The following is a 21,639-nucleotide window of genomic DNA, read 5'->3' on the forward strand; positions in this document are numbered from 1 at the left end:
TCTCCGCGTTGGGGTTCAAGCCGGGTGTATTTTACCATGTTCCACGTGGAACTTCCCCGGCTCACTTGAGCATATTTGTCTAAAGTCCGGCAGATCAGCAGGATCGATAGCTGTAAGAAAGCACTGCGCGCCAGTAGCAGCAAGTAGACTTAAAACTTTACTCTGATTTTCGCGGTCGAGTTCCGCAGCAAGGTCGTCAACGAGGTATATGCAATTGTCGCTCTGACGCAACTCATCGGTCGAGTGACTTCGATAAAGCAGTCTACCAACCGCCAGCTTCAGACTGCAAACCATTAATTTTAACTGGCCCCGGCTAAAGACCTCCGAAACTTTACCTCGACCGGGCATAGTCAATGTAAAGTCTCCTCTATGCGGGCCAGACATAGTCATACCGTAGCGTATATCTCTGGCACGTGATACCGACATAGCCTCTAACAGCCCTATCTCGTCATCCCAGCCTCGCTTGTAGTCGAAGTCTAGCTGGAACCCGGGCATCAGATTTTCGAGCGTTTCAATCAACACTGGTCTCAAAGTTTCGAGGAACTCGTTTCGGCCAAAATGGATTGCTTCACCATGGCTGGCAGCTTCTTTCTCCCAGATTTCTATCTGCGATAAAAATTCCCTGCCGTAGGGTCTGTCACCCGCTTCCTTGATTTGGCGAAGTAGGGCGTTCCGTTGCGTGACTGCCCGCCTATATGCCCGCCAGGAACTCAGAAAGGAATGTTCCACGTGGAACATAGCCCAATCAAGAAAACGCCTTCGCCCTTTGGCAGGGCCTTCTAACAGAGCCAGACTATCCGTATTTATTACTTGCAAAGGCAAGAGCTCTGCTACGTGTTGCCAGTTTTTCTGGTTTTCACCAAAGGCACGCAACTCAGTCCTTCCTTGACGAGACTTTGTCAAACCAATCCCGCCATGCTCAAAACCCGCAATATTGGAAAACACCAACAACTCAGATTCTTCCGTATTTACCAGTGGTGCGATCTTATGAGTACGAAAAGATCGGCCTACGCTCAGCACATGGATGCTCTCGAGAAGACTCGTTTTACCACTGCCGTTTTTACCGAAAATGAGATTAAAACCAGGGGAGGGGGACAGATCGACCGACAACAAATTCCTGAATCGGTCGACCTTATGGCGAACAATAATGGTCATGTCAGACCAGGGAAGGCGGATTAAAGACGCATTGGCATAACAACATACAGGGCATCAGACGCCGAAACAGCTTCAACCAGGGCACTGCTGTTTGAATCCGCCAAGGTAAACTTGACCTTGTCGCTATCAAGAACATTAAGGACGTCCAGGAGGTAACTCACGTTGAAACCAATCTCAAGCGTTTCACCCTGATACTCGATACCAACCGTATCCTCAGCTTCCTCCTGCTCTGGATTATTTGCCACCACCTTCAGCTCATCATTATTGAACTGAAGATGCACGCCACGATACTTCTCGTTAGAAAGAATGGACGCGCGATTAAAAGCCTGCCTTAACTCTGAGCGATCCCCAAGAACAACTTTGTCGCCACCCTTGGGTAGGACACGCTGATAATCAGGGAACTTTCCGTCGACAAGCTTGGAGGTAAAGGTGAAGTCAGTAAGCTTTACTCTTACGTGACTGAGACCAAACATCAGAACCAATTGATCCTCTTCTGGCTCTGACAGCAATCGGGATAGTTCGAGCACACCTTTGCGGGGCACAATAATCTGCTGTAGTTCTTCAACACCCGTCTCCACACCACTGGTGTGCATTGCGAGCCTGTGTCCATCGGTCGCAACCACTCTGAACCAGGATGGACCAACCTCAAACAGCATCCCGTTAAGATAGTACCGAACATCCTGTTGAGCCATTGCGAATGCACAGGAATCGATCAATGACTTTAACTCACTTCCCTGAAGCCGCAGCTCAAAGGTACCGGGCTCATCGCTGGTGACAGGAAAATCTGTAGCTGGCAGGGTGGCGAGCGTAAAGCGACTACGCCCGGCTTTAACAACAAATTTGTTGTCGTCCACAGAGAAACCTAACTCGGAATTATCCGGAAGTGACTTGCAGATATCGAGCAGCTTGCGGCCCGGAACGGTAACTTCCCCGTCACTAGAACCGTCGTTAACACGAACCCTGCCGATCAACTCGACCTCAAGATCAGTACCGGTAATTTCAAGGACGCCGCTCTTCAAAGTAAGAAGTACATTCGCTAACACCGGAAGAGTATGGCGACGTTCGACCACGCCAGCTGCGAGCTGCAGTGGCTTCAGAATTGCTTCCCTGGTAATCGTAAATTGCATAGTCCTATCTCTGCTTCTACTGTGGGGGTTTCGACCAACAAACCACAATTATGTGGTCAGTGCTCTCAACAGGTTATTATAATCTTCTGCCAGATCCTGCGAACTACCACGCAAATTCTTCACTTGTTTGCACGCATGCAAAACAGTGGTGTGGTCTCGACCACCAAAGGCCTCACCAATCTCAGGCAAACTATGATTAGTCAGCTCTTTCGCCAGACTCATGGCAATCTGCCTGGGTCTGGCAACTGAACGGCTGCGTCGCTTGGAAAGCATGTCCGACATCTTGATCTTATAGTATTCCGCAACCGAACGCTGAATGTTATCAATAGAGACCAATTTATCATGCAGTGCAAACAGATCCCTTAGTGCCTCTCGGACCAGATCAAGATCAATCCTGCGATTCACAAAATTTGCGTGAATAATCACTTTCTTAAGAGCGCCTTCCAGCTCGCGTACATGAGAGCGCAGTCTCTGAGCTATAAACATGGCAGCATCTCCAGGAAGCTCAACGTTACTCTGGGCTGCTTTATTTATCAGAATAGCGGCTCGGGTCTCAAGCTCGGGTGGCTCGACCGCCACACTCAAACCCCAACCAAAACGAGACTTCAACCTTTCCTCTAAGCCATTGATTTCTTTATGATATCTATCGCTAGTCAGAATAATCTGCTGTCCACCCTCCAATAGTGCATTGAAAGTGTGGAAAAACTCCTCCTGGGAACGCTCTTTGCCCGCAAAAAACTGAATGTCATCAATCAGCAATGCATCAACTGTTCGATAGTAGCGCTTGAACTCATTGATCGCATTCAACTGCAGTGCTGTAACCATCGTCGCAACAAAAGTCTCTGAATGCAGATACACCACTTTGGCATCTGGTTTGCGCGCTAAAAGATAATTTCCGATCGCGTGCATAAGGTGGGTTTTACCCAAACCTACACCACCGTATATAAAGAGGGGGTTGTAAGCGCCACCGGGATTCTCTGCTACCTGCAAGGCAGCCGCACGCGCGAGCTGGTTCGACTTACCCTCAATAAAATTCTCGAAGGTGTTATCACGATTCAGGGAGCCCTTGTGACGAAGCTTACCCTCAATGATCTGCTCCATCCTGTGTGAGCCGCCAGCGCTTTTCCCGGGCCTGCGGTCACGTGGCGGAACCTGCTTCCGACCATTACCAGTATTCTGGTTACCAAAGCCTGTAGGACTGCCCTTCAGGGCATCTCCGTCCAACAGCGCTTTTGGAGACTCTACCTCAGGAAGTACCAGCTTTCTGGCTGTAGGGGACGAACGTGACAATGCTGTACTTGTCACCACGCCACCTGAACCACCTTCTGTAGATGATGCAGAATGTGAATGAGAAGGATGAGACTGAGCTTGCTGTCTGCCGGCTCCCACTTCGACGCTCACGTCCAACGCTTCATTTCCGCCATAGCGTCTTACCAACTCACAAATGCGGGAATAGAACTTGTCTTTAACCCAATCCTGCACAAATCGATTAGGAGCAAAAAGCGTTAAGCCGTTAGGAGAACTTTCTGCTTGTAGAGGTCGGATCCAGGTGTTGAACTGCTGCGACGGTAACTCATCCCGGAGATTGTCAACGCATTGTTGCCAGGTTGCTTGTTGCACGACTTTCACTGCCCTGTAGTCTGTTATTGTAGAACTGCTGTCTGAATAGGAAAAGAATTCTACCCTGCCAATACACAGTTATCCACACCTGAACACATTAAATCACTATATTTGCATAAAGTTTTTATACTATATTTTTCAACCACTTAACATTCCATAATGTAAAATAAAGGCCACAACACAGAGAATAAAAAATAATGCTGGTGTACAGTTATGCACAGGATAAGCTGTGGATAAGTTGTGACTAAACAGGGTATAACAAACCTGAACTATCATCGGGCAAAAAAGCACTGTTTTTGCAACAAGTTACTTGCAACGCCACATCAATCCCTATAAAATTCGCGCTCTTCGATTTACCGAACCAATTTACAGAATTACCTGGAAGACCATTATGAAAAGAACTTTTCAACCCAGCGTTTTGAAGCGTGCTCGCAGTCACGGTTTTCGTGCTCGCATGGCCACCCGCGGTGGTCGTCTGGTTATCAAGCGTCGTCGTGCACGAGGCCGCGCTAAACTGTCTGCCTGATGGTTCTGACCCGGGCCGCATGTGACCAGCAAAGGTTTTGGCAAACAACTGCGGCTTCTGACTGCGTCTGACTTCAAACAGGTATTTGATCAGGCGCAGTACAAAATCTCCTGCTCTCAATTTCTGATACTGGCCATAGATAATGGGCTTTCAGAACCCCGACTGGGCCAGGTGATTGCCAGAAAGAACATTCGACTGGCTGTTCAACGTAATCGAATCAAACGGTTGGTGCGCGAATCCTTTCGCCACCGTCAGCAATTGCTCAGCGGTCTGGATATCGTTATTCTGGCCAGACGCGGTCTGGATTCAACAGAGAATCCAGAGCTTTCAGAGCTGCTGGAGAAACTGTGGCAAGATCTTATCCGACGACGCAACCGCAAGGCCGCACGCTAACGGGTAATTCTTAATGCTGGCAAAGATCGCTATCAAATTGATCTCTGTTTATCAGTGCACTCTGAGTCTGCTGATAGGCAACCAATGCCGATTCTACCCCTCCTGCTCACACTACACCCAAGATGCCATTGTCACTCATGGTCTGGCTAAAGGGTGTATGATGGGCGCCAAACGAATTCTGCGTTGCCATCCCTGGCATCCGGGGGGCTATGACCCAGTCCCTGGCTGTCATCATCCAGCAGATAATTCCAACACCTCAACCAAATAAGTAGCTTTCGCACATGGATTACATTAAATACGCATTACTTGCCGGTCTGGCCGCTGTTTCCTACTTGTTGTTGCTGGAATGGCAACGTGATTACCCACCGATTGATTCGCGCCTCGAAACTACTGCAGTTGAATCAACACCAGCTAATTCGGAAGCAGGTAATGCTGTAGCACTGGAAGATGTACCGGATGTGCCTAGTAACAACAGTGACGATATCCCGGAAGTCAGTTCAGCCGTTGCCACTACAGACACTGTAAGCAGCCAAAACAACGATCAGGACAGTCTTGTCACCGTGACAACCGATGTGTTGAACGTCACTATCAATCGTCGCGGCGGAGATATTGTTTTTGTTTCCCTGCCTGAACACGCGACTGAAATCGACCGTCCCGAAGACCCCTTTGTGCTACTGGAATCAAGCGGCAATCGCAATTACGTCGCTCAAAGTGGCCTGATTGGTGCCAACGGTATCGATGGTGGAACCCAGCGTCCCCTCTATTCTGTTTCCAGCTCTGACTTTTCTCTCAGCCCGAACCAGGAAACTTTGCAGGTGGATTTGACGCTGACTGATGAGAACGGTGTCGAAGTAACAAAGCGCTTTACTTTTCGACGTGGCGACTACCTGATTGATATCGCCTACCTGATAGACAACCCAACGCAGGCTCCCTGGCGTGCGAACATGTTTGGTCAGATCAAGCGCGGCAATTATGAAGATCCAACTCAGGGCAGCGGCTTTGGTATGGCAAGCTATCTCGGTTTTGCTACCACAACCAGCGAAGATAACTACCTGAAGATTCCATTCGACGAGATCACAGGCAACCGCCCTGCATACGACATACAGGGCGGCTGGGTCGCCCTGAGTCAGCATTACTTTATCTCAGTGTTCGTCCCGCCACAGGACATGAGCAATACCTACTCGTTCCGACGCAATGCGCAGGGCGAGTTTATCGGCGGCTTCACCAGCCCGCAGTTTGAAGTGCCCGCCAATAGCAGTGGTACTCAACAGGTCCAATTCTACGCCGGCCCCAAAGATCAGTACCGACTTGGTGAAATCGCACCGTGGCTGGATCGCACCATCGACTACGGCTGGTTATGGTTTGTAGCGTCACCCATCTATTGGCTGCTGACACAGATCAATGACGTGATCGGCAACTATGGCTGGTCAATCCTTATCCTTACCCTGATCGTTAAAGCCGTGTTCTTCAAACTGTCGGCGACCAGTTATCGCTCCATGGCGAACATGCGTCGTGTCATGCCGAAAATGAACCAGTTAAAAGAGCGTTACGGTGATGACAAGATGAAGCTCCAGAAAGCTACCATGGAGCTCTACAAAAAAGAGAAGATCAACCCGTTCGGCGGCTGCCTTCCGATGCTCGTCCAGATGCCGGTGTTTATCGCTCTGTACTGGGTATTGCTGGAAGGTGTAGAGCTGCGTCATGCACCCTGGATCCTGTGGATTAATGACCTGTCCGTGATGGACCCTTATTTTGTGCTGCCACTGCTGATGGGTGCGTCGATGTATGTTCAATTTATGTTGAACCCGACACCTCAGGATCCTACCCAGGCCAAAATCATGAAGTTCATGCCAGTTGTCATGACTGTGTTCTTCCTGTGGTTCCCGGCAGGACTGGTACTGTACTGGCTTGCCAACAGCGTGCTCGGTATTGCCCAGCAGTGGTATATCACACGCAAGATTGATGCTGAGTACGCCGCCAAGGAAGCTGCGCGCAGCTGATCAATATGCTGAGCGCATCGGACACAGATACCATATGCGCAATCGCCACCCCGCCAGGACGCAGCGGGGTGGGTATTGTGCGGGTATCAGGTCCGGGCTGTCTGGCGATTGCAGCCAGGGTACTAAAATTCTCTCCAACTCCGCGTCACGCTCATTACTGTCCTTTTTACAACGTCGATGATTCTGTCCTGGATCAGGGCATAGCACTGTTTTTCCCTGGTCCCAATTCCTTCACAGGAGAAGACGTCCTGGAACTTCAGGGCCATGGCGGTTTTTATGTCCTCGATGCCTTACTGCAGACTTTGCTTCAGTCGGGCGCCCGCCTGGCACGACCGGGTGAGTTCACCGAGAGGGCGTTTCTGAACGACAAACTCGATCTTGCTCAGGCTGAAGCCATCGCCGATCTGATCGACTCCAGCTCTGCCGAAGCCGCTCGTAGCGCCATGCGAACCTTGCAGGGAGAGTTTTCCAGACTGATCGATTCGCTGGCCGACAAAATCGTTAACCTTCGTGTCTACCTTGAAGCCGCTATCGACTTTACCGATGAGGAAATCGATTTCCTGTCAGAAGGACGCATCGGAGAAAAGTTGTCAGAGGTCAACCTGCAACTCGATCAGATCATGGTACAGGCACGTCAGGGCGCTTTAATCAGGGAGGGTATGGCGGTCGTCATCGTTGGCAAACCCAACGCAGGCAAATCGAGTCTGCTGAACGCTCTGGCTGGCAAAGACAGCGCCATTGTCACTGATATCGAAGGCACAACCCGAGACGTGTTGAGCGAACAGATCCATATTGATGGCATGCCGCTGCATATTACCGACACGGCTGGTCTTCGCGACAGCAATGATCCGGTAGAACAGGAGGGCATCAGGCGGGCCATGAAGGCTCTGGAGCAGGCTGACCGCGTTTTACTGATGGTCGACAGCAGCAGGGAAAACGTGGATAACAGCAACCTGTTTGATTACCTGAACAACACAATCCTTTCTCCCCTGTTGCCTGCTGTCGACAGCGCACGACTGACAATCATTCAGAATAAAGCTGACCTGACAGGGCTGGCAGCTGAACGAATCAATCCGGACGATGCACGACAGGCCACCATTATCCGCCTGGCCGCCAAGCAACGTCAGGGCATCGAACTGCTTCAACAACACCTTAAAGACTGTATGGGCTTCCAGGCAGCAGGAGAGGGTGGTTTTATCGCCAGACGTCGACATCTGGACGCCCTCAATAAAGCACAGCAATGCCTGCAACAGGCAATCTGGCAACTGGAACATCACGGGGCTGCAGAGTTGGTCGCCGAAGATTTGCGGCATGCCCACCAGCATCTGGGTGAAATCACGGGTGCGTTTACCACAGATGACCTGCTCGGCAAGATTTTTTCCAGCTTTTGCATAGGAAAATAATTGCTGTCAGTAAGGTGGCCGAAAACTGTGTATAACCTTAATATTTCTGTGAATAACTTTTTGATAAAAATTTCCTTTTTTTAAGCCTGTGGACAAACATCGCTTTAGCCAACAGCTTTACCACCTGGTGCAACCAGCTTGAACATAGCTTGTGAAGAGACTTATACAACTATCAGGTCTTTGTTTTATATAGATAATTTTTGGTTCTCAACAGAAATATCGCTAGTCATTAATAACAACAATATCAATTCTTTATTTATCTATTAACTAAATAGATTATTTTAGTAATCAGTATTGTGAATAATATTTGCTTGTGGATTATTTTCGCCGCTAGCCCTTTAAATTTGTATTTGAGCGCTTATACTTAGCGACCCTTTTCCGGTAACTGAAGACCTTATGGACTTTTCCAAACGCTATGATGTGATCGTGGTAGGTGGCGGACATGCTGGCACCGAGGCAGCCCTGGCGGCAGCCCGTTCCGGCGCGCAAACCCTGTTGCTGACACACAACATCGAAACGCTGGGCCAGATGTCCTGTAATCCCGCCATCGGCGGTATTGGCAAGAGCCACCTTGTGCGTGAAATCGACGCGCTGGGTGGAGCGATGGCGCGCGCTACAGACCGGGCAGGTATCCAGTTTCGGGTACTCAACAGCAGTAAAGGACCCGCTGTGCGGGCCACTCGGGCGCAGGCTGATCGCGTGTTGTACAAGGCCGCTATCCGAAGCATGCTTGAGCAACAGGAAAATCTGGATATTTTTCAACAGGCTGCCGACGACCTGATCATCAACGGTGAGCAGGTTGACGGCGTGATTACGCAGATGGGCGTGCGTTTTCATGCGCCAACGGTGGTACTGACAACAGGCACATTTCTGGGCGGTAAAATACATATTGGCCTGGAAAATTCTGCTGGAGGTCGAGCCGGGGATCCGCCTTCGATCAGACTGGCTGACCGTTTACGGGAGTTACCATTCAATGTGGGGCGGTTGAAAACTGGAACGCCACCACGAATCGATGCCCGTTCAGTTGATTTCTCCGTCATGCAGGCTCAGCCAGGCGATACGCCACTACCGGTCATGTCCTTCATGGGCTCAGTAGAAGATCACCCGCAACAGATCAACTGCTACATCACGGCTACCAATGAGCAATGTCATGACATTATCCGCAGTGGCCTTGATCGTTCCCCGATGTATACCGGCGTTATTGAAGGGCTGGGCCCGCGCTACTGCCCGTCCATTGAAGACAAAGTCATGCGTTTTGCCGACAAAACCTCTCACCAGATTTTTGTCGAACCGGAAGGACTGACCACCAACGAACTGTATCCCAATGGCATTTCCACCAGCCTGCCATTTGATGTGCAGCTGCGAATGGTGCGTCAGATCAAGGGTTTCGAGAACGCACATATAACGCGACCCGGTTACGCTATCGAGTACGACTTCTTTGACCCGCGTGATCTTAACTATTCGCTGGAAACAAAATTTATCAAAGGCCTGTACTTCGCAGGCCAGATCAATGGCACAACAGGTTACGAAGAAGCTGGCGCGCAGGGTCTGCTGGCCGGCATCAATGCCGCCAGAGCAGCGCAAGGGATGGAAAGCTGGTGTCCACGGCGCGACCAGGCCTACATTGGTGTGCTGGTAGATGACCTGATCAGCCTGGGAACCAATGAACCATATCGCATGTTTACCAGCCGCGCTGAGTATCGGCTGATGCTGCGTGAAGACAATGCTGACCTTCGCCTGACGGAAGCCGGACGCGAGATGGGGCTGATCGACGATCAGCGCTGGGAAGCCTTCTGCCGCAAACAGGAGGGGATCCGGGATGAGCTGGCGCGACTGAAGTCCACCTGGATTCAACCGGGTACTGACAAGGCGCAGGCAGTTGATCCGCTGCTGGAGAAACCGATCGCCCGTGAATTCAGTCTTTCAGACCTGCTGGCGCGTCCCGATGTCACTTACCGGGGGCTGGCCGATGTGCTGGTTGAAACCAGTGCGGCCATGCCGGATCTTGATCCTCATGTTGCTGAGCAGGTTGAAATTCAGCTCAAGTACCAGGGCTACATAAACCGTCAGCAGGGCGAGATTGAAAAACTCAAGCGCCAGGAGAATACTCCGCTGCCAGCAGATCTGGACTACCAGCGTATGGATGGTCTTTCCAATGAGTTGAAACAGAAGTTGTTGGCTGCCCGGCCGGAATCGATAGCACGTGCTGCGCGTATTCCCGGCATGACACCAGCAGCTGTGTCACTGCTGTTGATTCACCTGAAGAAGTATCAGGCGGTGAGAGACAAGCAACGTGCCTGACAAACAACTGCTGGCTCTGCTGCAGCGGGGCCAGGAAGAAATGCAGCTGGGCTTGTCTGAGTCACAGTGTCAACAACTGATTGCATATGTTGAGTTGCTCGACAAATGGAACAAGGCGTTTAACCTTTCAGCCATCCGTGACCCACAACAGATGGTATCTCGTCATCTGCTGGACAGTCTGACCCTGCTTCCACGCCTGCGTTACCTCCAGCAACAGAGCATTGAACAGCTGGTCCTTCTGGATGTCGGCACCGGTGGCGGATTGCCGGGAATCCCACTTTCTATCGCCTTGCCGGAAATGGCTTTTTATCTGTTGGACAGCAATGGAAAAAAGACCCGTTTTCTGTTCCAGACGGTAACAGCCCTGTCCCTTGGCAACGTCACGGTCGAGAACTGTCGCATCGAAAGCTACCAATGTGCCAAGCAAATTGATATTGTCGTCAGTCGAGCGTTTTCTTCGCTGTCTGATTTTGCCGCTGGCTGCCAGCATTTGTGTCAGCCTCATACCCGGCTACTGGCCATGAAGGGAGTTTATCCCGAAAGTGAACTGGCGGAACTGTCTGCCGACTGGCAGGTAGTGGCAAGCCAGCCGCTGTCGGTGCCTGGCTGCGAGGGTGAACGACAACTAATTGAATTGATGCAGAACCCGACGATCTGACACTCACGCAGGTGACGCAGGTGACAAAAATACTGGCAATCGCCAACCAGAAAGGTGGCGTAGGAAAAACAACCACTTCGGTCAATCTGGCTGCATCCCTGCAGGCTACCAAACGCAAAGTACTGCTGGTCGACATGGACCCTCAGGGCAACGCCACTATGGGAAGTGGTGTAGATAAAGCAGAGCTGGAATACTCCGTTTACGATGTGCTGATCGGCGAGGCCGATTTTGATCAGGCCAGAGTGACTGCGCCAGAGGCAGGCTTTGATATGTTGCCGGCGAACGGCGATCTGGTGGCTGCCGAGATAGAGTTGCTGGAGTTGAACGAGCGAGAAAGTCGTCTCAAGAATCTGCTGGCAAAGGTTCAGGACCGTTATCACTTCATCGTTATAGACTGCCCGCCATCGCTCAACATGTTGACCCTCAACGCGCTTGTGGCAGCGCAGGGCGTCATCATCCCTATGCAGTGTGAATACTATGCGCTGGAGGGGCTTTCTGCATTGATGGACACCATCGCGGCGGTCAGTGAGACACACAACCCGCAGCTCAAGGTCGAAGGAATTCTGCGAACCATGTACGATCCGCGCAATAAATTGACCACAGAAGTGTCCGGTCAATTATTCGACCATTTTGGTGATCGTGTCTATCGCACCGTGGTACCACGTAATGTCAGGCTGGCAGAGGCGCCAAGTTATGGCATGCCGGTACTTCAGTACGACAGGCAGTCGCGCGGAGCAATCGCCTATCTGGCGCTTGCCGGAGAGATGCTGCGACGAAATGAGCAGCAGGCGATCGCCTGATTGAACAATCAAGAATTTGACTGAGCTGAGGCAGCCAGTAGAAGCAATCAAGGAACAAGCATGTCAGGAAAGAAGAAACTGGGCCGTGGACTGGACAAATTGCTGGGGGGAGCTACAACCGTCAGACGTGATGCGACACCAGATGTCAGCGACGCGAAGACCCTTACCCCGGGTGAGACCCTTACCGACCAGACTCTCCGTCACCTGCCTGTTGATCTGATCCAGCGCGGCAAGTACCAACCGCGCACCGATATGCATCAGGAAGCCCTGCAGGAGCTGGCGGAATCGATCAAGGCGCAGGGCGTCATGCAGCCAATCGTGGTTCGCCCGATTTCAGATGACAAGTTCGAGATCATTGCTGGCGAACGCCGCTGGCGTGCCACGCAACTGGCGGGGCTGGATACCATCCCCGCTGTGATCAGACTGGTTGGCGACGAATCAGCCATCGCCATGGCGCTGATAGAAAACATCCAGCGTGAAAACCTAAACCCGATTGAAGAAGCCACCGCGCTGAAGCGCCTGCAGGAAGAGTTTAATCTGACACAGCAGGAAGTGGCAGACGCAGTCGGCAAATCTCGTACAACAGTGACCAATCTATTGCGACTGATGTCACTGACCCCGGATGTCCGCCTGATGCTTGAACGTGGCGACCTGGAAATGGGACACGCCCGGGCATTGCTGGCGCTGACCGACGACGCGCAGAGTGATGCCGCCAAAACGGTCACAGGCAAAGGTTTATCTGTACGCCAGACTGAAGAGCTGGTGCGCCGACTGAGCACGGAACCAAATAAGCCGAAACCCGAGCCGCAGCGCGAAGATCCGGACATCAAGCGTCTGGAAGAAAGCCTGTCAGAGCGCGTGGGCGCGCGTGTACAGATTCAGCATGGTCCCAAAGGTGCAGGCAAAGTGACGCTGCGTTACAACAGCCTGGATGAATTGGACGGAATTCTGGCACATATTAAGTAATTAGCTGCGATTGGCGTGTTGATACTGTGCACCAAAATACCTATAATGCGCACCTCTAAAGGGGAACGGACGCCAAGAACAAGAGAGCTTTTGACGACCAGTGACAGACATGTCAACGATAAAAGCTCCTCCCATATATAAAGTTGCAGCCTTCCAGCTGTTGTTTTTGTTGCTAATCAGTGCTTTAGCAGCGATTCTGGCTGGCTGGGTCAGTGCGTATTCATTACTGATCGGTGGTTTGATTTCTTTGATACCGGGCACGCTGTTTGCGAGTCGGGTTTTCAAGTACCGGGGCGCGAGAGCGGCCCAAATGATCGCGCGAGAGGTTTACCGCGGTGAGGCCATAAAACTGGTACTTTCTGCGGCGGGTTTTGCACTTAGCTTTATATACGTAGAACCCTTGAATGTAGTGGCTTTATTTTCAGGATTTGTTCTGGTTTATCTGGCCGGCGTCGTATTGTTTGCACGCCTGATCAGGTCGCCGGACAACTCGTAAAATCGGCGAACTGACAAGTACATAACGACTCATGGCAGAATCAAACTCAGCAGGCTTCACCCTGCCCGAATACGAAAACGGCGCCGAATACATCGGCCACCACCTGGGATTCCTGAAGTACGGTCAGTTGCCGGATGGCAGCTGGGGCTTCGCGCACAGCGTTGAAGAAGCCAACGCAATGGGGTTCTGGTCAATCCATGTCGACTCGATGCTGATGTCCATCCTGTTGGGCGTCATCTTTATGGGACTGTTCTATTTTGTCAGTCGCAAAGCCACTTCGGGTGTTCCCACTGGCCTGCAAAACGGCGTGGAGTTCCTGGTGGAGATGGTACAAGGCACCATCAAGAACACCTTCTTCGGCAAAAACAATCTGATCGGTCCGCTGTCTCTGACCATTTTCTGCTGGATTTTCATGATGAACCTGATGGATCTGGTACCAGTGGACTGGATTCCACTGCTGGCTCAGGTCATCGCGCAGGACAGCCACCTTTATTTTAAGGCTGTACCGACCACCGACATCAATATCACAGCCGGTTTTGCGATCAGCGTATTTATTCTGGTCATCTTCTATAGCATCAAAATCAAGGGTATGGGCGGATTCCTGGGTGAATTCGCATTCCACCCCTTTGGCAAGTGGGCGCTGCCGTTGAACCTGGTAATGGAAATTCCCAGCTTCCTGGCAAAACCGGTCTCACTGGCACTGCGACTCTACGGCAACCTGTTTGCCGGTGAAATGATCTTCCTGGTAATTGCACTGGTTGGCTGGTTCCAGCTGCCGTTGCACTTCGCCTGGGCTGTGTTCCACATCCTGATCATCACGCTGCAGGCGTATCTGTTCATGATGTTGACCATTGTTTATCTGAACCAGGCTCATACCAAGCCAGAGGCTCATTAAACGCTTTTAGTTAGACCTTTAAGATCAGCAATACCTTTAGATAAACCTTTAGTGAAACTTGGAGAAAAAAATGGAAACTATTCAGGCATTTTCAGTAATCGCAATTGCCCTCATCTTCGGTCTGTGTGGTGCTGGCACCGCGGTTGCTTTCGGTAACCTGGGTGGCAAGTTGATTGAGAGCTCAGCACGTCAGCCAGAACTGGCGCCAAAACTGCAGGTTCAGTTCTTCCTGGTTGCTGGTTTCGTCGACGTAATCTCCATCATCGGTGTCGGTATCTCCTTCGTGTTCCTGTTCGCCAACCCGTTCCTGGGTTAATCGAACGCTTGAAAAGAGTTTCAAGCCACGCGACTACTGACGCAGAGGTAAAAACATGAATCTTAACGCAACCATAATCGGCCAAACGATTGCCTTTGCCGTGTTCGTATGGTTCTGCCTGAAGTATGTGTGGCCTCCGATCACACAGGCTCTGGCAGAGCGGCAGAAGAAAATCGCCGAGGGTCTGGAAGCGGCGGATCGTGCCCAGCGTGATCTGAGCCTGGCTCAGAACAAGGCGGCCGATGATCTGCGCGAAGCCAAGATCAAAAGCGCCGAAATCATCGATATGGCCAACAAGCGCGCCAACCAGATCGTTGATGAAGCCAAAGAAAAAGCACGTGACGAAGGGCAGCGCCTGATAGCTGGCGCCAAAGCTGAAATCGAAATGGAAGTTCAGCGCGCCAAAGAAGAATTGCGTGCACAAGTCGCAGCCATTGCCATTGCGGGTGCCGAGAAGATTCTCGAAAGCTCAGTGGACAAGGCTGCCAACGAAGAGCTGGTTAAGAAACTCGCTTCTGAGTTATAGGCGAATAAACGATGGCAGAGTCAATTACATTAGCCCGGCCCTATGCCAAAGCAGCATTTGAAGTTGCCTTGGCAGACAAGGCACTGGCGCAGTGGTCAGAAATGTTGACCACATTGGCCGCAGTCAGCGCCGACGCCAAAGTCAGCAGCCTGTTGAAAAACCCGGCACTGACTGCAAAGCAGCAATCCGATGCCCTGCTGGAGATCTGCGGTGACGCAATCTCTGACAAAGGTCAGAACATGATCAAACTGCTGGCTGAAAACCGCCGGTTGGGCCTGGTGGTCCAGATCAGACAGATCTTTGAGGTATTCAAAGCGGCCCAGGAAAAGAGCATCGATGTAGATGTTGCCACTGCGTTCGAGCTGAGTGACGCGCTGGTGGAGCAATTGACACAGGCATTGCAGAAACGCCTGGATCGTCAGGTCAAATTGCACGCCCATGTCGATCAGCGACTGATCGGAGGCGCCGTTATTCGAGCAGGTGATACTGTCATCGACAATTCTGTTCGAGGAAAACTGAACAAATTAGCCGAATCATTGAGTTCCTAGACCACCTGGGAATGAGGGAAAAAGCATGCAACAACTGAATCCGTCAGAAATCAGTGAAATTATCAAGCAGAGAATCAACAGTCTCGACGTTTCTGTGCAGGCCAAAAACGAAGGTACTATTGTCAGCGTTTCTGACGGTATCGTACGTATTCATGGTCTCGAAGACGTCATGTACGGTGAGATGATCGAATTCGATGGTGGCCTGTTCGGTATGGCACTCAACCTGGAGCGTGACTCCGTGGGTGCAGTCGTACTGGGCGACTATCAGGGTCTGGCAGAAGGCCAGTCCTGCCGTTGTACCGGTCGTATTCTGGAAGTACCGGTCGGACCGGAAATGGAAGGACGAGTCGTTGATGCGCTGGGTAACCCCATCGACGGTAAAGGTGCAATTGACGCTAAACTGACCGCACCGGTAGAAAAAGTGGCACCTGGTGTAATTGCACGTAAGTCAGTTGACCAGCCAGTACAGACCGGTCTCAAGGCAATCGACTCAATGGTACCAATTGGTCGCGGACAGCGTGAGCTGATCATCGGTGACCGTCAGGTAGGTAAAACTGCGGTAGCCGTTGACGCCATCATCAACCAGAAGGGCAAAGGCGTTAAGTGTATCTACGTCGCGATTGGCCAGAAGCAGTCATCTATTGCCAACGTGGTAAGCAAGCTGGAAGAGCACGGCGCGATGGAGTACACCATCGTTGTTGCGGCATCAGCATCTGATCCAGCCTCTATGCAATACCTGGCACCTTACTCTGGTTGTTCCATGGGCGAGTACTATCGCGACCGTGGCCAGGACGCTCTGATCATCTATGATGACTTGACCAAACAGGCCTGGGCCTATCGTCAAATCTCTCTGCTGTTGCGTCGTCCGCCGGGCCGTGAAGCCTATCCTGGTGACGTTTTCTACTTGCACTCACGTCTGCTGGAACGCGCATCGCGCGTGAATGCCGAGTACGTAGAACAGTTCACTAATGGCGAAGTCAAAGGCCAGACCGGCTCACTGACTGCACTGCCAATTATTGAAACGCAAGCTGGTGACGTATCTGCCTTCGTTCCGACCAACGTGATTTCCATCACCGACGGTCAGATCTTCCTGGAGACCGACCTGTTCAACGCGGGTATTCGTCCTGCGATCAACGCGGGTCTGTCCGTATCCCGGGTAGGCGGTGCGGCCCAGACCAAGATCATCAAAAAGCTCGGTGGTGGTATCCGTATCGCACTGGCTCAGTATCGCGAACTGGCGGCGTTCGCCCAGTTTGCATCAGATCTGGACGAAGCAACCCGCGCCCAGCTGGAACACGGTCAGCGCGTAACCGAGCTGATGAAGCAGAGCCAGTACACACCGCTGTCAGTTGCGGAAATGGGTCTGGTACTGTTTGCGGCCAACGAAGGCTTCCTGAAGGATGTAGAGCTTCAGAAAGTTGTTGCCTTCGAGAAAGCACTGCTGTCTTACGCTAACAGCCAGCACGCAGAACTGCTTGCCAGCATCAACCAGAAACCAGACTACAACGACGAGATTGCTGCCAAGTTCAAGGCTTTGATCGAGCAGTTCAAATCAACTCAGACTTGGTAAGACCAGGACCTGGATAGATAAGGTAGGCGGTGAATTATGGCTGGTGGTAAAGAGATTCGAGGCAAGATCTCCAGCATTAACAATACGCAAAAGATTACCAGCGCCATGGAAATGGTGGCTGCATCCAAAATGCGTAAGGCGCAGGACCGTATGGCCGTAGGTAAACCTTACGCCACACATATCCGGAATGTAATCGGACATGTTGCCAACGCGAATCCGGAGTATCGTCACGTCTATTTCACCAACCGTGAAGTAAAGCGTGTTGCCTACATCGTTGTGTCCACAGACCGCGGCTTGTGCGGCGGTCTGAACATCAACGCATTCAAGGCAACCGTCAAGGATGTGGCTGAATGGCGTAAACAGAATGTCGAAGTGGAGTTCTGTGCAGTTGGCGCCAAGGCAGCGGCCTTCTTCAACAGCTACGGTGGCAAGGTGGTTGCTTCGGTTCGTGGCCTGGGTGATGCACCCGAGCTCAACCAGGTAATCGGTGCCGTTAAGGTGATGCTGGACAAGTTTGAAAATGGTGAAATTGACCGGCTTTACCTGGTCAGCAACCAGTTCGTCAATACAATGACTCAGAAACCTGTTGTTGCTCAGCTGCTTCCGCTGGAAGCATCCGACGACTCTGAACTGAAGCATCATTGGGACTACATCTACGAACCTCAGGCCGAAGCGCTGCTGAATGGCCTGTTGACGCGCTACCTGGAAACTCAGGTGTATCAGGCAGTCGTGGAAAATATTGCCAGTGAACAGGCAGCGCGAATGATCGCGATGAAGAACGCAACTGAAAATGCCGGTGAGCTGATCGAGAAACTGGGCCTGATCTACAACAAGGCACGTCAGGCATCGATCACGCAGGAGCTGTCGGAAATCGTCGGTGGCGCAGCAGCGGTTTAAGGCTCACAGCATAATCAGTCATTAACAGAATTGAAGATCAGGAAAATTTAAGAGGAACCGGACATGAGTAGCGGTCGTATCGTACAAATTATCGGTGCAGTTATCGACGTACAATTCCCTCGGGAAGAAGTACCTCGTATCTATGATGCACTGTCCGTCGAAGGCGGCGAAATCACACTTGAGGTGCAGCAGCAGTTGGGCGACGGCATCGTACGTACCATCGCGATGGGCAGTACCGAAGGTCTGCGTCGTGGACTGGATGTGACCAATACAAAGGCGCCCGTTTCAGTACCAGTTGGTAAAGAAACACTGGGCCGTATCATGGACGTACTGGGTCGCCCGATCGATGAGCGCGGCGACATCGGTGAACAGGAGCGTATGCCCATTCACCGTAAGGCTCCTGCTTACGACGAGCTGTCAGCATCCAATGAACTGCTGGAAACAGGCATCAAGGTTATCGACCTGATCTGTCCGTTTGCCAAAGGTGGTAAGGTTGGTCTGTTCGGTGGTGCCGGTGTTGGTAAGACCGTTAACATGATGGAGCTGATCAACAACATCGCCAAGGCTCACTCTGGTCTGTCAGTATTCGCGGGTGTGGGTGAGCGTACTCGTGAAGGTAACGACTTCTATCACGAAATGCAGGAATCCAAGGTTATCGACATGGATGACCTGACCAACTCCAAAGTGGCGATGGTTTACGGCCAGATGAATGAGCCGCCCGGTAACCGTCTGCGTGTGGCACTGACTGGTCTGACCATGGCTGAAAAATTCCGTGACGAAGGTCGTGACGTTCTGTTCTTCGTCGACAACATCTACCGTTATACACTGGCCGGTACTGAAGTATCTGCACTGTTGGGCCGTATGCCTTCAGCGGTAGGTTACCAGCCAACACTGGCGGAAGAGATGGGTGTACTGCAGGAGCGTATTACTTCCACCAAGACCGGTTCCATCACGTCAATCCAGGCCGTTTACGTACCTGCGGACGACTTGACTGACCCGTCACCAGCCACCACGTTCGCTCACTTGGACGCAACCGTGGTACTGTCACGTTCCATCGCCGAGCTGGGTATCTACCCGGCGATTGACCCCCTGGACTCCACATCCCGTCAGCTGGATCCGCTGGTTATCGGTCAGGAGCACTATGAAGTAGCGCGTGGTGTGCAGTCAGTTCTGCAGCGTTACAAAGAACTGAAAGACATCATCGCGATTCTGGGTATGGACGAACTGTCTGAAGAAGACAAGCAGATCGTTGCCCGTGCTCGTAAGATTCAGCGCTTCCTGTCTCAGCCATTCTTCGTGGCAGAAGTATTTACCAACACACCCGGTAAATACGTATCTCTGAAAGACACGATTGCTGGCTTTAAAGGAATCCTGAACGGCGATTACGATCACATTCCGGAGCAGGCCTTCAACATGGTCGGCACCATCGAAGAAGCCGTGGAAAAAGCAGCCAAGCTCAAAGGCTGATGCCAAACCGGGCCCAGGCAGCAGGAAACCGCTGCCTGGCGGTAAGCCCTGACAGCGTTGCAAAGAGATAAAGATTATGGCGATGACTATGCATTGTGACATCGTAAGTGCAGAAAAACAGATTTTCTCCGGCCTGGTAGAAATGGTAGTAGCTACCGGTACCCTGGGTGATCTGGGTGTGGCCCCAGGCCATGCGCCACTGCTGACCGAACTGATTCCTGGCCCGGTGCGTTGTGTACTGCGCGATGGCGGCGAGGAAATCTATTACGTGTCCGGAGGCTATCTGGAAGTTCAGGCTGGCACTGTAACAGTTCTGGCCGATACCGCAATTCGCGCCGGAGACGTTGACGAAGCTGCGGCTCAGCAGGCAATCGAAGACGTACAGAAAGCCATTGCAAACAAGGACTCAGAGTTCGAGTACTCACGCGCTGCAACACAACTGGCAGAAGCAGTTGCTCAATTGCGTGCCTTGAAGCAGCTGAAGAAGTAATAGATATCACCTGGACGACCTTGTCTAACGGGGTCGAATCACGGTAAAAAGGGTAGCCACAGTGCTACCCTTTTTTTTGGATCGAAAAATGACTACAGATGTGATTGTGCTGGCGGCGGGTAAGGGTACCCGCATGTACTCCGACAAACCAAAAGTATTACACGAGCTTGCCGGGCGACCCATGCTGACACATGTACTGCATGCCGCCAAACAACTTCAGGCACGCAAAACCTGTGTCGTCACAGGCTTTCAATCAGACCTGATCAGAAACCACTATGCCTCAGCCAATGATGTTGGCAATCTCGTCTGGGTCACTCAATCAGAACAGTTGGGTACAGGACACGCCGTCATGCAGGCAATTCCGGAACTGGATGATGATGACTCTATAGTGCTGGTTTTGTATGGTGATGTCCCTCTGGTAAAACCTGAGAGCTTACAGGGATTAACCGAGCTGGCGATCGAGCACGGCATTGCAGTACTTACACTGCAAACTGATGATCCCTTCGGACTGGGACGAATCCTCCGTGATGACAACGGCCATGTCATTGGTATCGTCGAAGAAAAAGACGCTAGCCCGCAGCAGCGTCAAATCAAGGAAATCAATACCGGTATCATGGCATTTCGCGCCGCTCTCTTAAAATCAGGTCTGCAACAGTTGACGACTGATAACGCTCAGGGTGAATACTATCTTACTGACACAGTCGCCATTGCCAATTCCGCTGGCGTTACTATCGCCGCCCTGCAAACCAACGACGCACCGCAGGTACAGGGAGTCAACAACCGACTGCAACTGGCCGAACTAGAACGAACCTATCAGATTCGCAAGGCGCGTGAACTTGCGTTGTCTGGCGTTACCATCATGGACCTGAACCGTCTGGATATTCGTGGCGACGTCAGCATAGGCCGCGACTCATCAATCGATATCAATGTCATTCTGCAGGGCAAGGTGCGTATCGGTGATAATGTTGTTATAGGTCCCAATGTAACAATCATTGATAGCGACATCGGCGACAATGTGCATATTCTGGCTAACAGCCATATCGAATCAGCAAGAATACAGGACGATTGCCACGTCGGACCCTTCGCACGGCTTCGCCCTGGAACAGAACTTGGAGTAAGCAGCAAAATAGGTAACTTTGTTGAGACCAAAAAAGCGATACTTGGCACTGGTAGCAAAGTAAACCACCTCAGTTATATTGGTGACTCAGAAATTGGTGACCAGGTAAACGTTGGCGCCGGTACCATCACCTGCAACTATGATGGTGTAAACAAGGCTAAAACCGTTATAAAAGACGGTGCATTCATTGGTTCGAATACGGCATTGGTTGCGCCTGTTGCCGTCGGCAGACAGGCAACTGTCGCCGCAGGATCCGTCATAACCTCTGACGTACCGGATAACGATCTGGCTGTTGCCAGAGGCCGACAGAAGAATATCAGCGGCTGGAAGCGGCCAGTTAAAAAATAAATCGGAAATCAGGAGTTAAT

General features: G+C 51.5%; 22 protein-coding genes. 19 read left to right on the forward strand and 3 right to left on the reverse strand.

Annotation, left to right across the window (positions count from 1 at the left end):
* Positions 1-15: 15 nt before the first annotated feature.
* The 3 genes from recF to dnaA are packed head-to-tail and all read right to left on the reverse strand — an operon-like array spanning position 16 to position 3,911.
* A complete protein-coding gene (recF, locus tag LVD14_RS03035) occupies positions 16-1,155 on the reverse strand; it encodes a DNA replication/repair protein RecF (protein ID WP_237132557.1) in 1,140 nt (379 codons plus the stop codon).
* A 20-nt stretch (positions 1,156-1,175) separates the two neighbouring features.
* Positions 1,176-2,282, reverse strand: a complete 1,107-nt coding sequence (gene dnaN / locus LVD14_RS03040; RefSeq protein ID WP_237132558.1) for a DNA polymerase III subunit beta — start codon at positions 2,280-2,282, stop codon at positions 1,176-1,178.
* Between the two features lie 48 nt (positions 2,283-2,330).
* On the reverse strand, positions 2,331-3,911 hold the full coding sequence (gene dnaA, locus LVD14_RS03045; protein WP_411268245.1) for a chromosomal replication initiator protein DnaA: 1,581 nt from the start codon (positions 3,909-3,911) through the stop codon (positions 2,331-2,333).
* 382 nt (positions 3,912-4,293) lie between these two features.
* Here dnaA and rpmH point away from each other — a divergent pair, with 382 nt between their 5' ends.
* The 19 genes from rpmH (at position 4,294) to glmU (ending at position 21,619) form a co-directional block, all read left to right on the forward strand.
* A complete protein-coding gene (gene rpmH, locus LVD14_RS03050; protein WP_237132560.1) occupies positions 4,294-4,428 on the forward strand; it encodes a 50S ribosomal protein L34 in 135 nt (44 codons plus the stop codon).
* A gap of 21 nt (positions 4,429-4,449) precedes the next feature.
* On the forward strand, positions 4,450-4,821 hold the full coding sequence (rnpA, locus tag LVD14_RS03055) for a ribonuclease P protein component (protein ID WP_237132561.1): 372 nt from the start codon (positions 4,450-4,452) through the stop codon (positions 4,819-4,821).
* Between the two features lie 13 nt (positions 4,822-4,834).
* Positions 4,835-5,089: a membrane protein insertion efficiency factor YidD gene (yidD, locus tag LVD14_RS03060; RefSeq protein ID WP_411268246.1), complete on the forward strand. Its 255-nt coding sequence runs from the start codon at positions 4,835-4,837 to the stop codon at positions 5,087-5,089.
* A gap of 13 nt (positions 5,090-5,102) precedes the next feature.
* The gene (yidC, locus tag LVD14_RS03065; protein WP_237132562.1) at positions 5,103-6,821 is read left to right on the forward strand and encodes a membrane protein insertase YidC; all 1,719 of its coding nucleotides are present in this window, start codon (positions 5,103-5,105) and stop codon (positions 6,819-6,821) included.
* 5 nt (positions 6,822-6,826) lie between these two features.
* Entirely contained in the window at positions 6,827-8,224 is a 1,398-nt protein-coding gene (gene mnmE, locus LVD14_RS03070) for a tRNA uridine-5-carboxymethylaminomethyl(34) synthesis GTPase MnmE (protein ID WP_237132563.1), read from the forward strand.
* Between the two features lie 396 nt (positions 8,225-8,620).
* A complete protein-coding gene (gene mnmG, locus LVD14_RS03075; protein ID WP_237132564.1) occupies positions 8,621-10,525 on the forward strand; it encodes a tRNA uridine-5-carboxymethylaminomethyl(34) synthesis enzyme MnmG in 1,905 nt (634 codons plus the stop codon).
* 40 nt (positions 10,526-10,565) lie between these two features.
* A complete protein-coding gene (gene rsmG, locus LVD14_RS03080; RefSeq protein ID WP_237133404.1) occupies positions 10,566-11,183 on the forward strand; it encodes a 16S rRNA (guanine(527)-N(7))-methyltransferase RsmG in 618 nt (205 codons plus the stop codon).
* A gap of 20 nt (positions 11,184-11,203) precedes the next feature.
* The gene (locus LVD14_RS03085; protein WP_237132565.1) at positions 11,204-11,983 is read left to right on the forward strand and encodes a ParA family protein; all 780 of its coding nucleotides are present in this window, start codon (positions 11,204-11,206) and stop codon (positions 11,981-11,983) included.
* 60 nt (positions 11,984-12,043) lie between these two features.
* Positions 12,044-12,949 (forward strand): ParB/RepB/Spo0J family partition protein, encoded by a 906-nt coding sequence (locus LVD14_RS03090; protein WP_237132566.1) that lies wholly within the window; start codon positions 12,044-12,046, stop codon positions 12,947-12,949.
* 109 nt (positions 12,950-13,058) lie between these two features.
* Positions 13,059-13,445, forward strand: a complete 387-nt coding sequence (locus LVD14_RS03095) for an ATP synthase subunit I (RefSeq protein WP_237132567.1) — start codon at positions 13,059-13,061, stop codon at positions 13,443-13,445.
* A gap of 31 nt (positions 13,446-13,476) precedes the next feature.
* Positions 13,477-14,340 (forward strand): F0F1 ATP synthase subunit A, encoded by an 864-nt coding sequence (gene atpB / locus LVD14_RS03100; protein ID WP_237132568.1) that lies wholly within the window; start codon positions 13,477-13,479, stop codon positions 14,338-14,340.
* A 70-nt stretch (positions 14,341-14,410) separates the two neighbouring features.
* Positions 14,411-14,656, forward strand: coding sequence for a F0F1 ATP synthase subunit C (gene atpE / locus LVD14_RS03105; RefSeq protein WP_058023436.1), 246 nt, complete (start codon positions 14,411-14,413; stop codon positions 14,654-14,656).
* A gap of 55 nt (positions 14,657-14,711) precedes the next feature.
* On the forward strand, positions 14,712-15,182 hold the full coding sequence (gene atpF, locus LVD14_RS03110) for a F0F1 ATP synthase subunit B (RefSeq protein ID WP_237132569.1): 471 nt from the start codon (positions 14,712-14,714) through the stop codon (positions 15,180-15,182).
* Between the two features lie 11 nt (positions 15,183-15,193).
* The gene (locus LVD14_RS03115; RefSeq protein WP_237132570.1) at positions 15,194-15,730 is read left to right on the forward strand and encodes a F0F1 ATP synthase subunit delta; all 537 of its coding nucleotides are present in this window, start codon (positions 15,194-15,196) and stop codon (positions 15,728-15,730) included.
* A gap of 25 nt (positions 15,731-15,755) precedes the next feature.
* Entirely contained in the window at positions 15,756-17,300 is a 1,545-nt protein-coding gene (gene atpA / locus LVD14_RS03120; RefSeq protein ID WP_237132571.1) for a F0F1 ATP synthase subunit alpha, read from the forward strand.
* Positions 17,301-17,336: 36 nt separating this feature from the next.
* Entirely contained in the window at positions 17,337-18,197 is an 861-nt protein-coding gene (atpG, locus tag LVD14_RS03125; RefSeq protein WP_237132572.1) for a F0F1 ATP synthase subunit gamma, read from the forward strand.
* Positions 18,198-18,260: 63 nt separating this feature from the next.
* Positions 18,261-19,664, forward strand: coding sequence for a F0F1 ATP synthase subunit beta (gene atpD, locus LVD14_RS03130; protein ID WP_237132573.1), 1,404 nt, complete (start codon positions 18,261-18,263; stop codon positions 19,662-19,664).
* A gap of 76 nt (positions 19,665-19,740) precedes the next feature.
* A complete protein-coding gene (locus LVD14_RS03135) occupies positions 19,741-20,154 on the forward strand; it encodes a F0F1 ATP synthase subunit epsilon (protein WP_237132574.1) in 414 nt (137 codons plus the stop codon).
* 88 nt (positions 20,155-20,242) lie between these two features.
* Positions 20,243-21,619 (forward strand): bifunctional UDP-N-acetylglucosamine diphosphorylase/glucosamine-1-phosphate N-acetyltransferase GlmU, encoded by a 1,377-nt coding sequence (gene glmU / locus LVD14_RS03140; protein WP_237132575.1) that lies wholly within the window; start codon positions 20,243-20,245, stop codon positions 21,617-21,619.
* Positions 21,620-21,639 lie beyond the last annotated feature (20 nt).

This window comes from Pseudohongiella sp. O18, assembly GCF_021729085.1.
In the GTDB taxonomy this organism is placed as follows: domain Bacteria; phylum Pseudomonadota; class Gammaproteobacteria; order Pseudomonadales; family Pseudohongiellaceae; genus Pseudohongiella.

Excerpts from the sequence above, each read along its gene's own strand:
- recF (WP_237132557.1), bottom strand. The coding sequence starts at position 1,155 with ATGACCATTATTGTTCGCCATAAGGTCGACCGATTCAGGAATTTGTTG.
- dnaN (WP_237132558.1), bottom strand. The coding sequence starts at position 2,282 with ATGCAATTTACGATTACCAGGGAAGCAATTCTGAAGCCACTGCAGCTC.
- rpmH (WP_237132560.1), top strand. The coding sequence starts at position 4,294 with ATGAAAAGAACTTTTCAACCCAGCGTTTTGAAGCGTGCTCGCAGTCAC.
- yidD (WP_411268246.1), top strand. The coding sequence starts at position 4,835 with ATGCTGGCAAAGATCGCTATCAAATTGATCTCTGTTTATCAGTGCACT.
- yidC (WP_237132562.1), top strand. The coding sequence starts at position 5,103 with ATGGATTACATTAAATACGCATTACTTGCCGGTCTGGCCGCTGTTTCC.
- mnmE (WP_237132563.1), top strand. The coding sequence starts at position 6,827 with ATGCTGAGCGCATCGGACACAGATACCATATGCGCAATCGCCACCCCG.
- mnmG (WP_237132564.1), top strand. The coding sequence starts at position 8,621 with ATGGACTTTTCCAAACGCTATGATGTGATCGTGGTAGGTGGCGGACAT.
- rsmG (WP_237133404.1), top strand. The coding sequence starts at position 10,566 with ATGCAGCTGGGCTTGTCTGAGTCACAGTGTCAACAACTGATTGCATAT.
- LVD14_RS03090 (WP_237132566.1), top strand. The coding sequence starts at position 12,044 with ATGTCAGGAAAGAAGAAACTGGGCCGTGGACTGGACAAATTGCTGGGG.
- LVD14_RS03095 (WP_237132567.1), top strand. The coding sequence starts at position 13,059 with ATGTCAACGATAAAAGCTCCTCCCATATATAAAGTTGCAGCCTTCCAG.
- atpB (WP_237132568.1), top strand. The coding sequence starts at position 13,477 with ATGGCAGAATCAAACTCAGCAGGCTTCACCCTGCCCGAATACGAAAAC.
- atpE (WP_058023436.1), top strand. The coding sequence starts at position 14,411 with ATGGAAACTATTCAGGCATTTTCAGTAATCGCAATTGCCCTCATCTTC.
- atpF (WP_237132569.1), top strand. The coding sequence starts at position 14,712 with ATGAATCTTAACGCAACCATAATCGGCCAAACGATTGCCTTTGCCGTG.
- LVD14_RS03115 (WP_237132570.1), top strand. The coding sequence starts at position 15,194 with ATGGCAGAGTCAATTACATTAGCCCGGCCCTATGCCAAAGCAGCATTT.
- atpA (WP_237132571.1), top strand. The coding sequence starts at position 15,756 with ATGCAACAACTGAATCCGTCAGAAATCAGTGAAATTATCAAGCAGAGA.
- atpG (WP_237132572.1), top strand. The coding sequence starts at position 17,337 with ATGGCTGGTGGTAAAGAGATTCGAGGCAAGATCTCCAGCATTAACAAT.
- atpD (WP_237132573.1), top strand. The coding sequence starts at position 18,261 with ATGAGTAGCGGTCGTATCGTACAAATTATCGGTGCAGTTATCGACGTA.
- LVD14_RS03135 (WP_237132574.1), top strand. The coding sequence starts at position 19,741 with ATGGCGATGACTATGCATTGTGACATCGTAAGTGCAGAAAAACAGATT.
- glmU (WP_237132575.1), top strand. The coding sequence starts at position 20,243 with ATGACTACAGATGTGATTGTGCTGGCGGCGGGTAAGGGTACCCGCATG.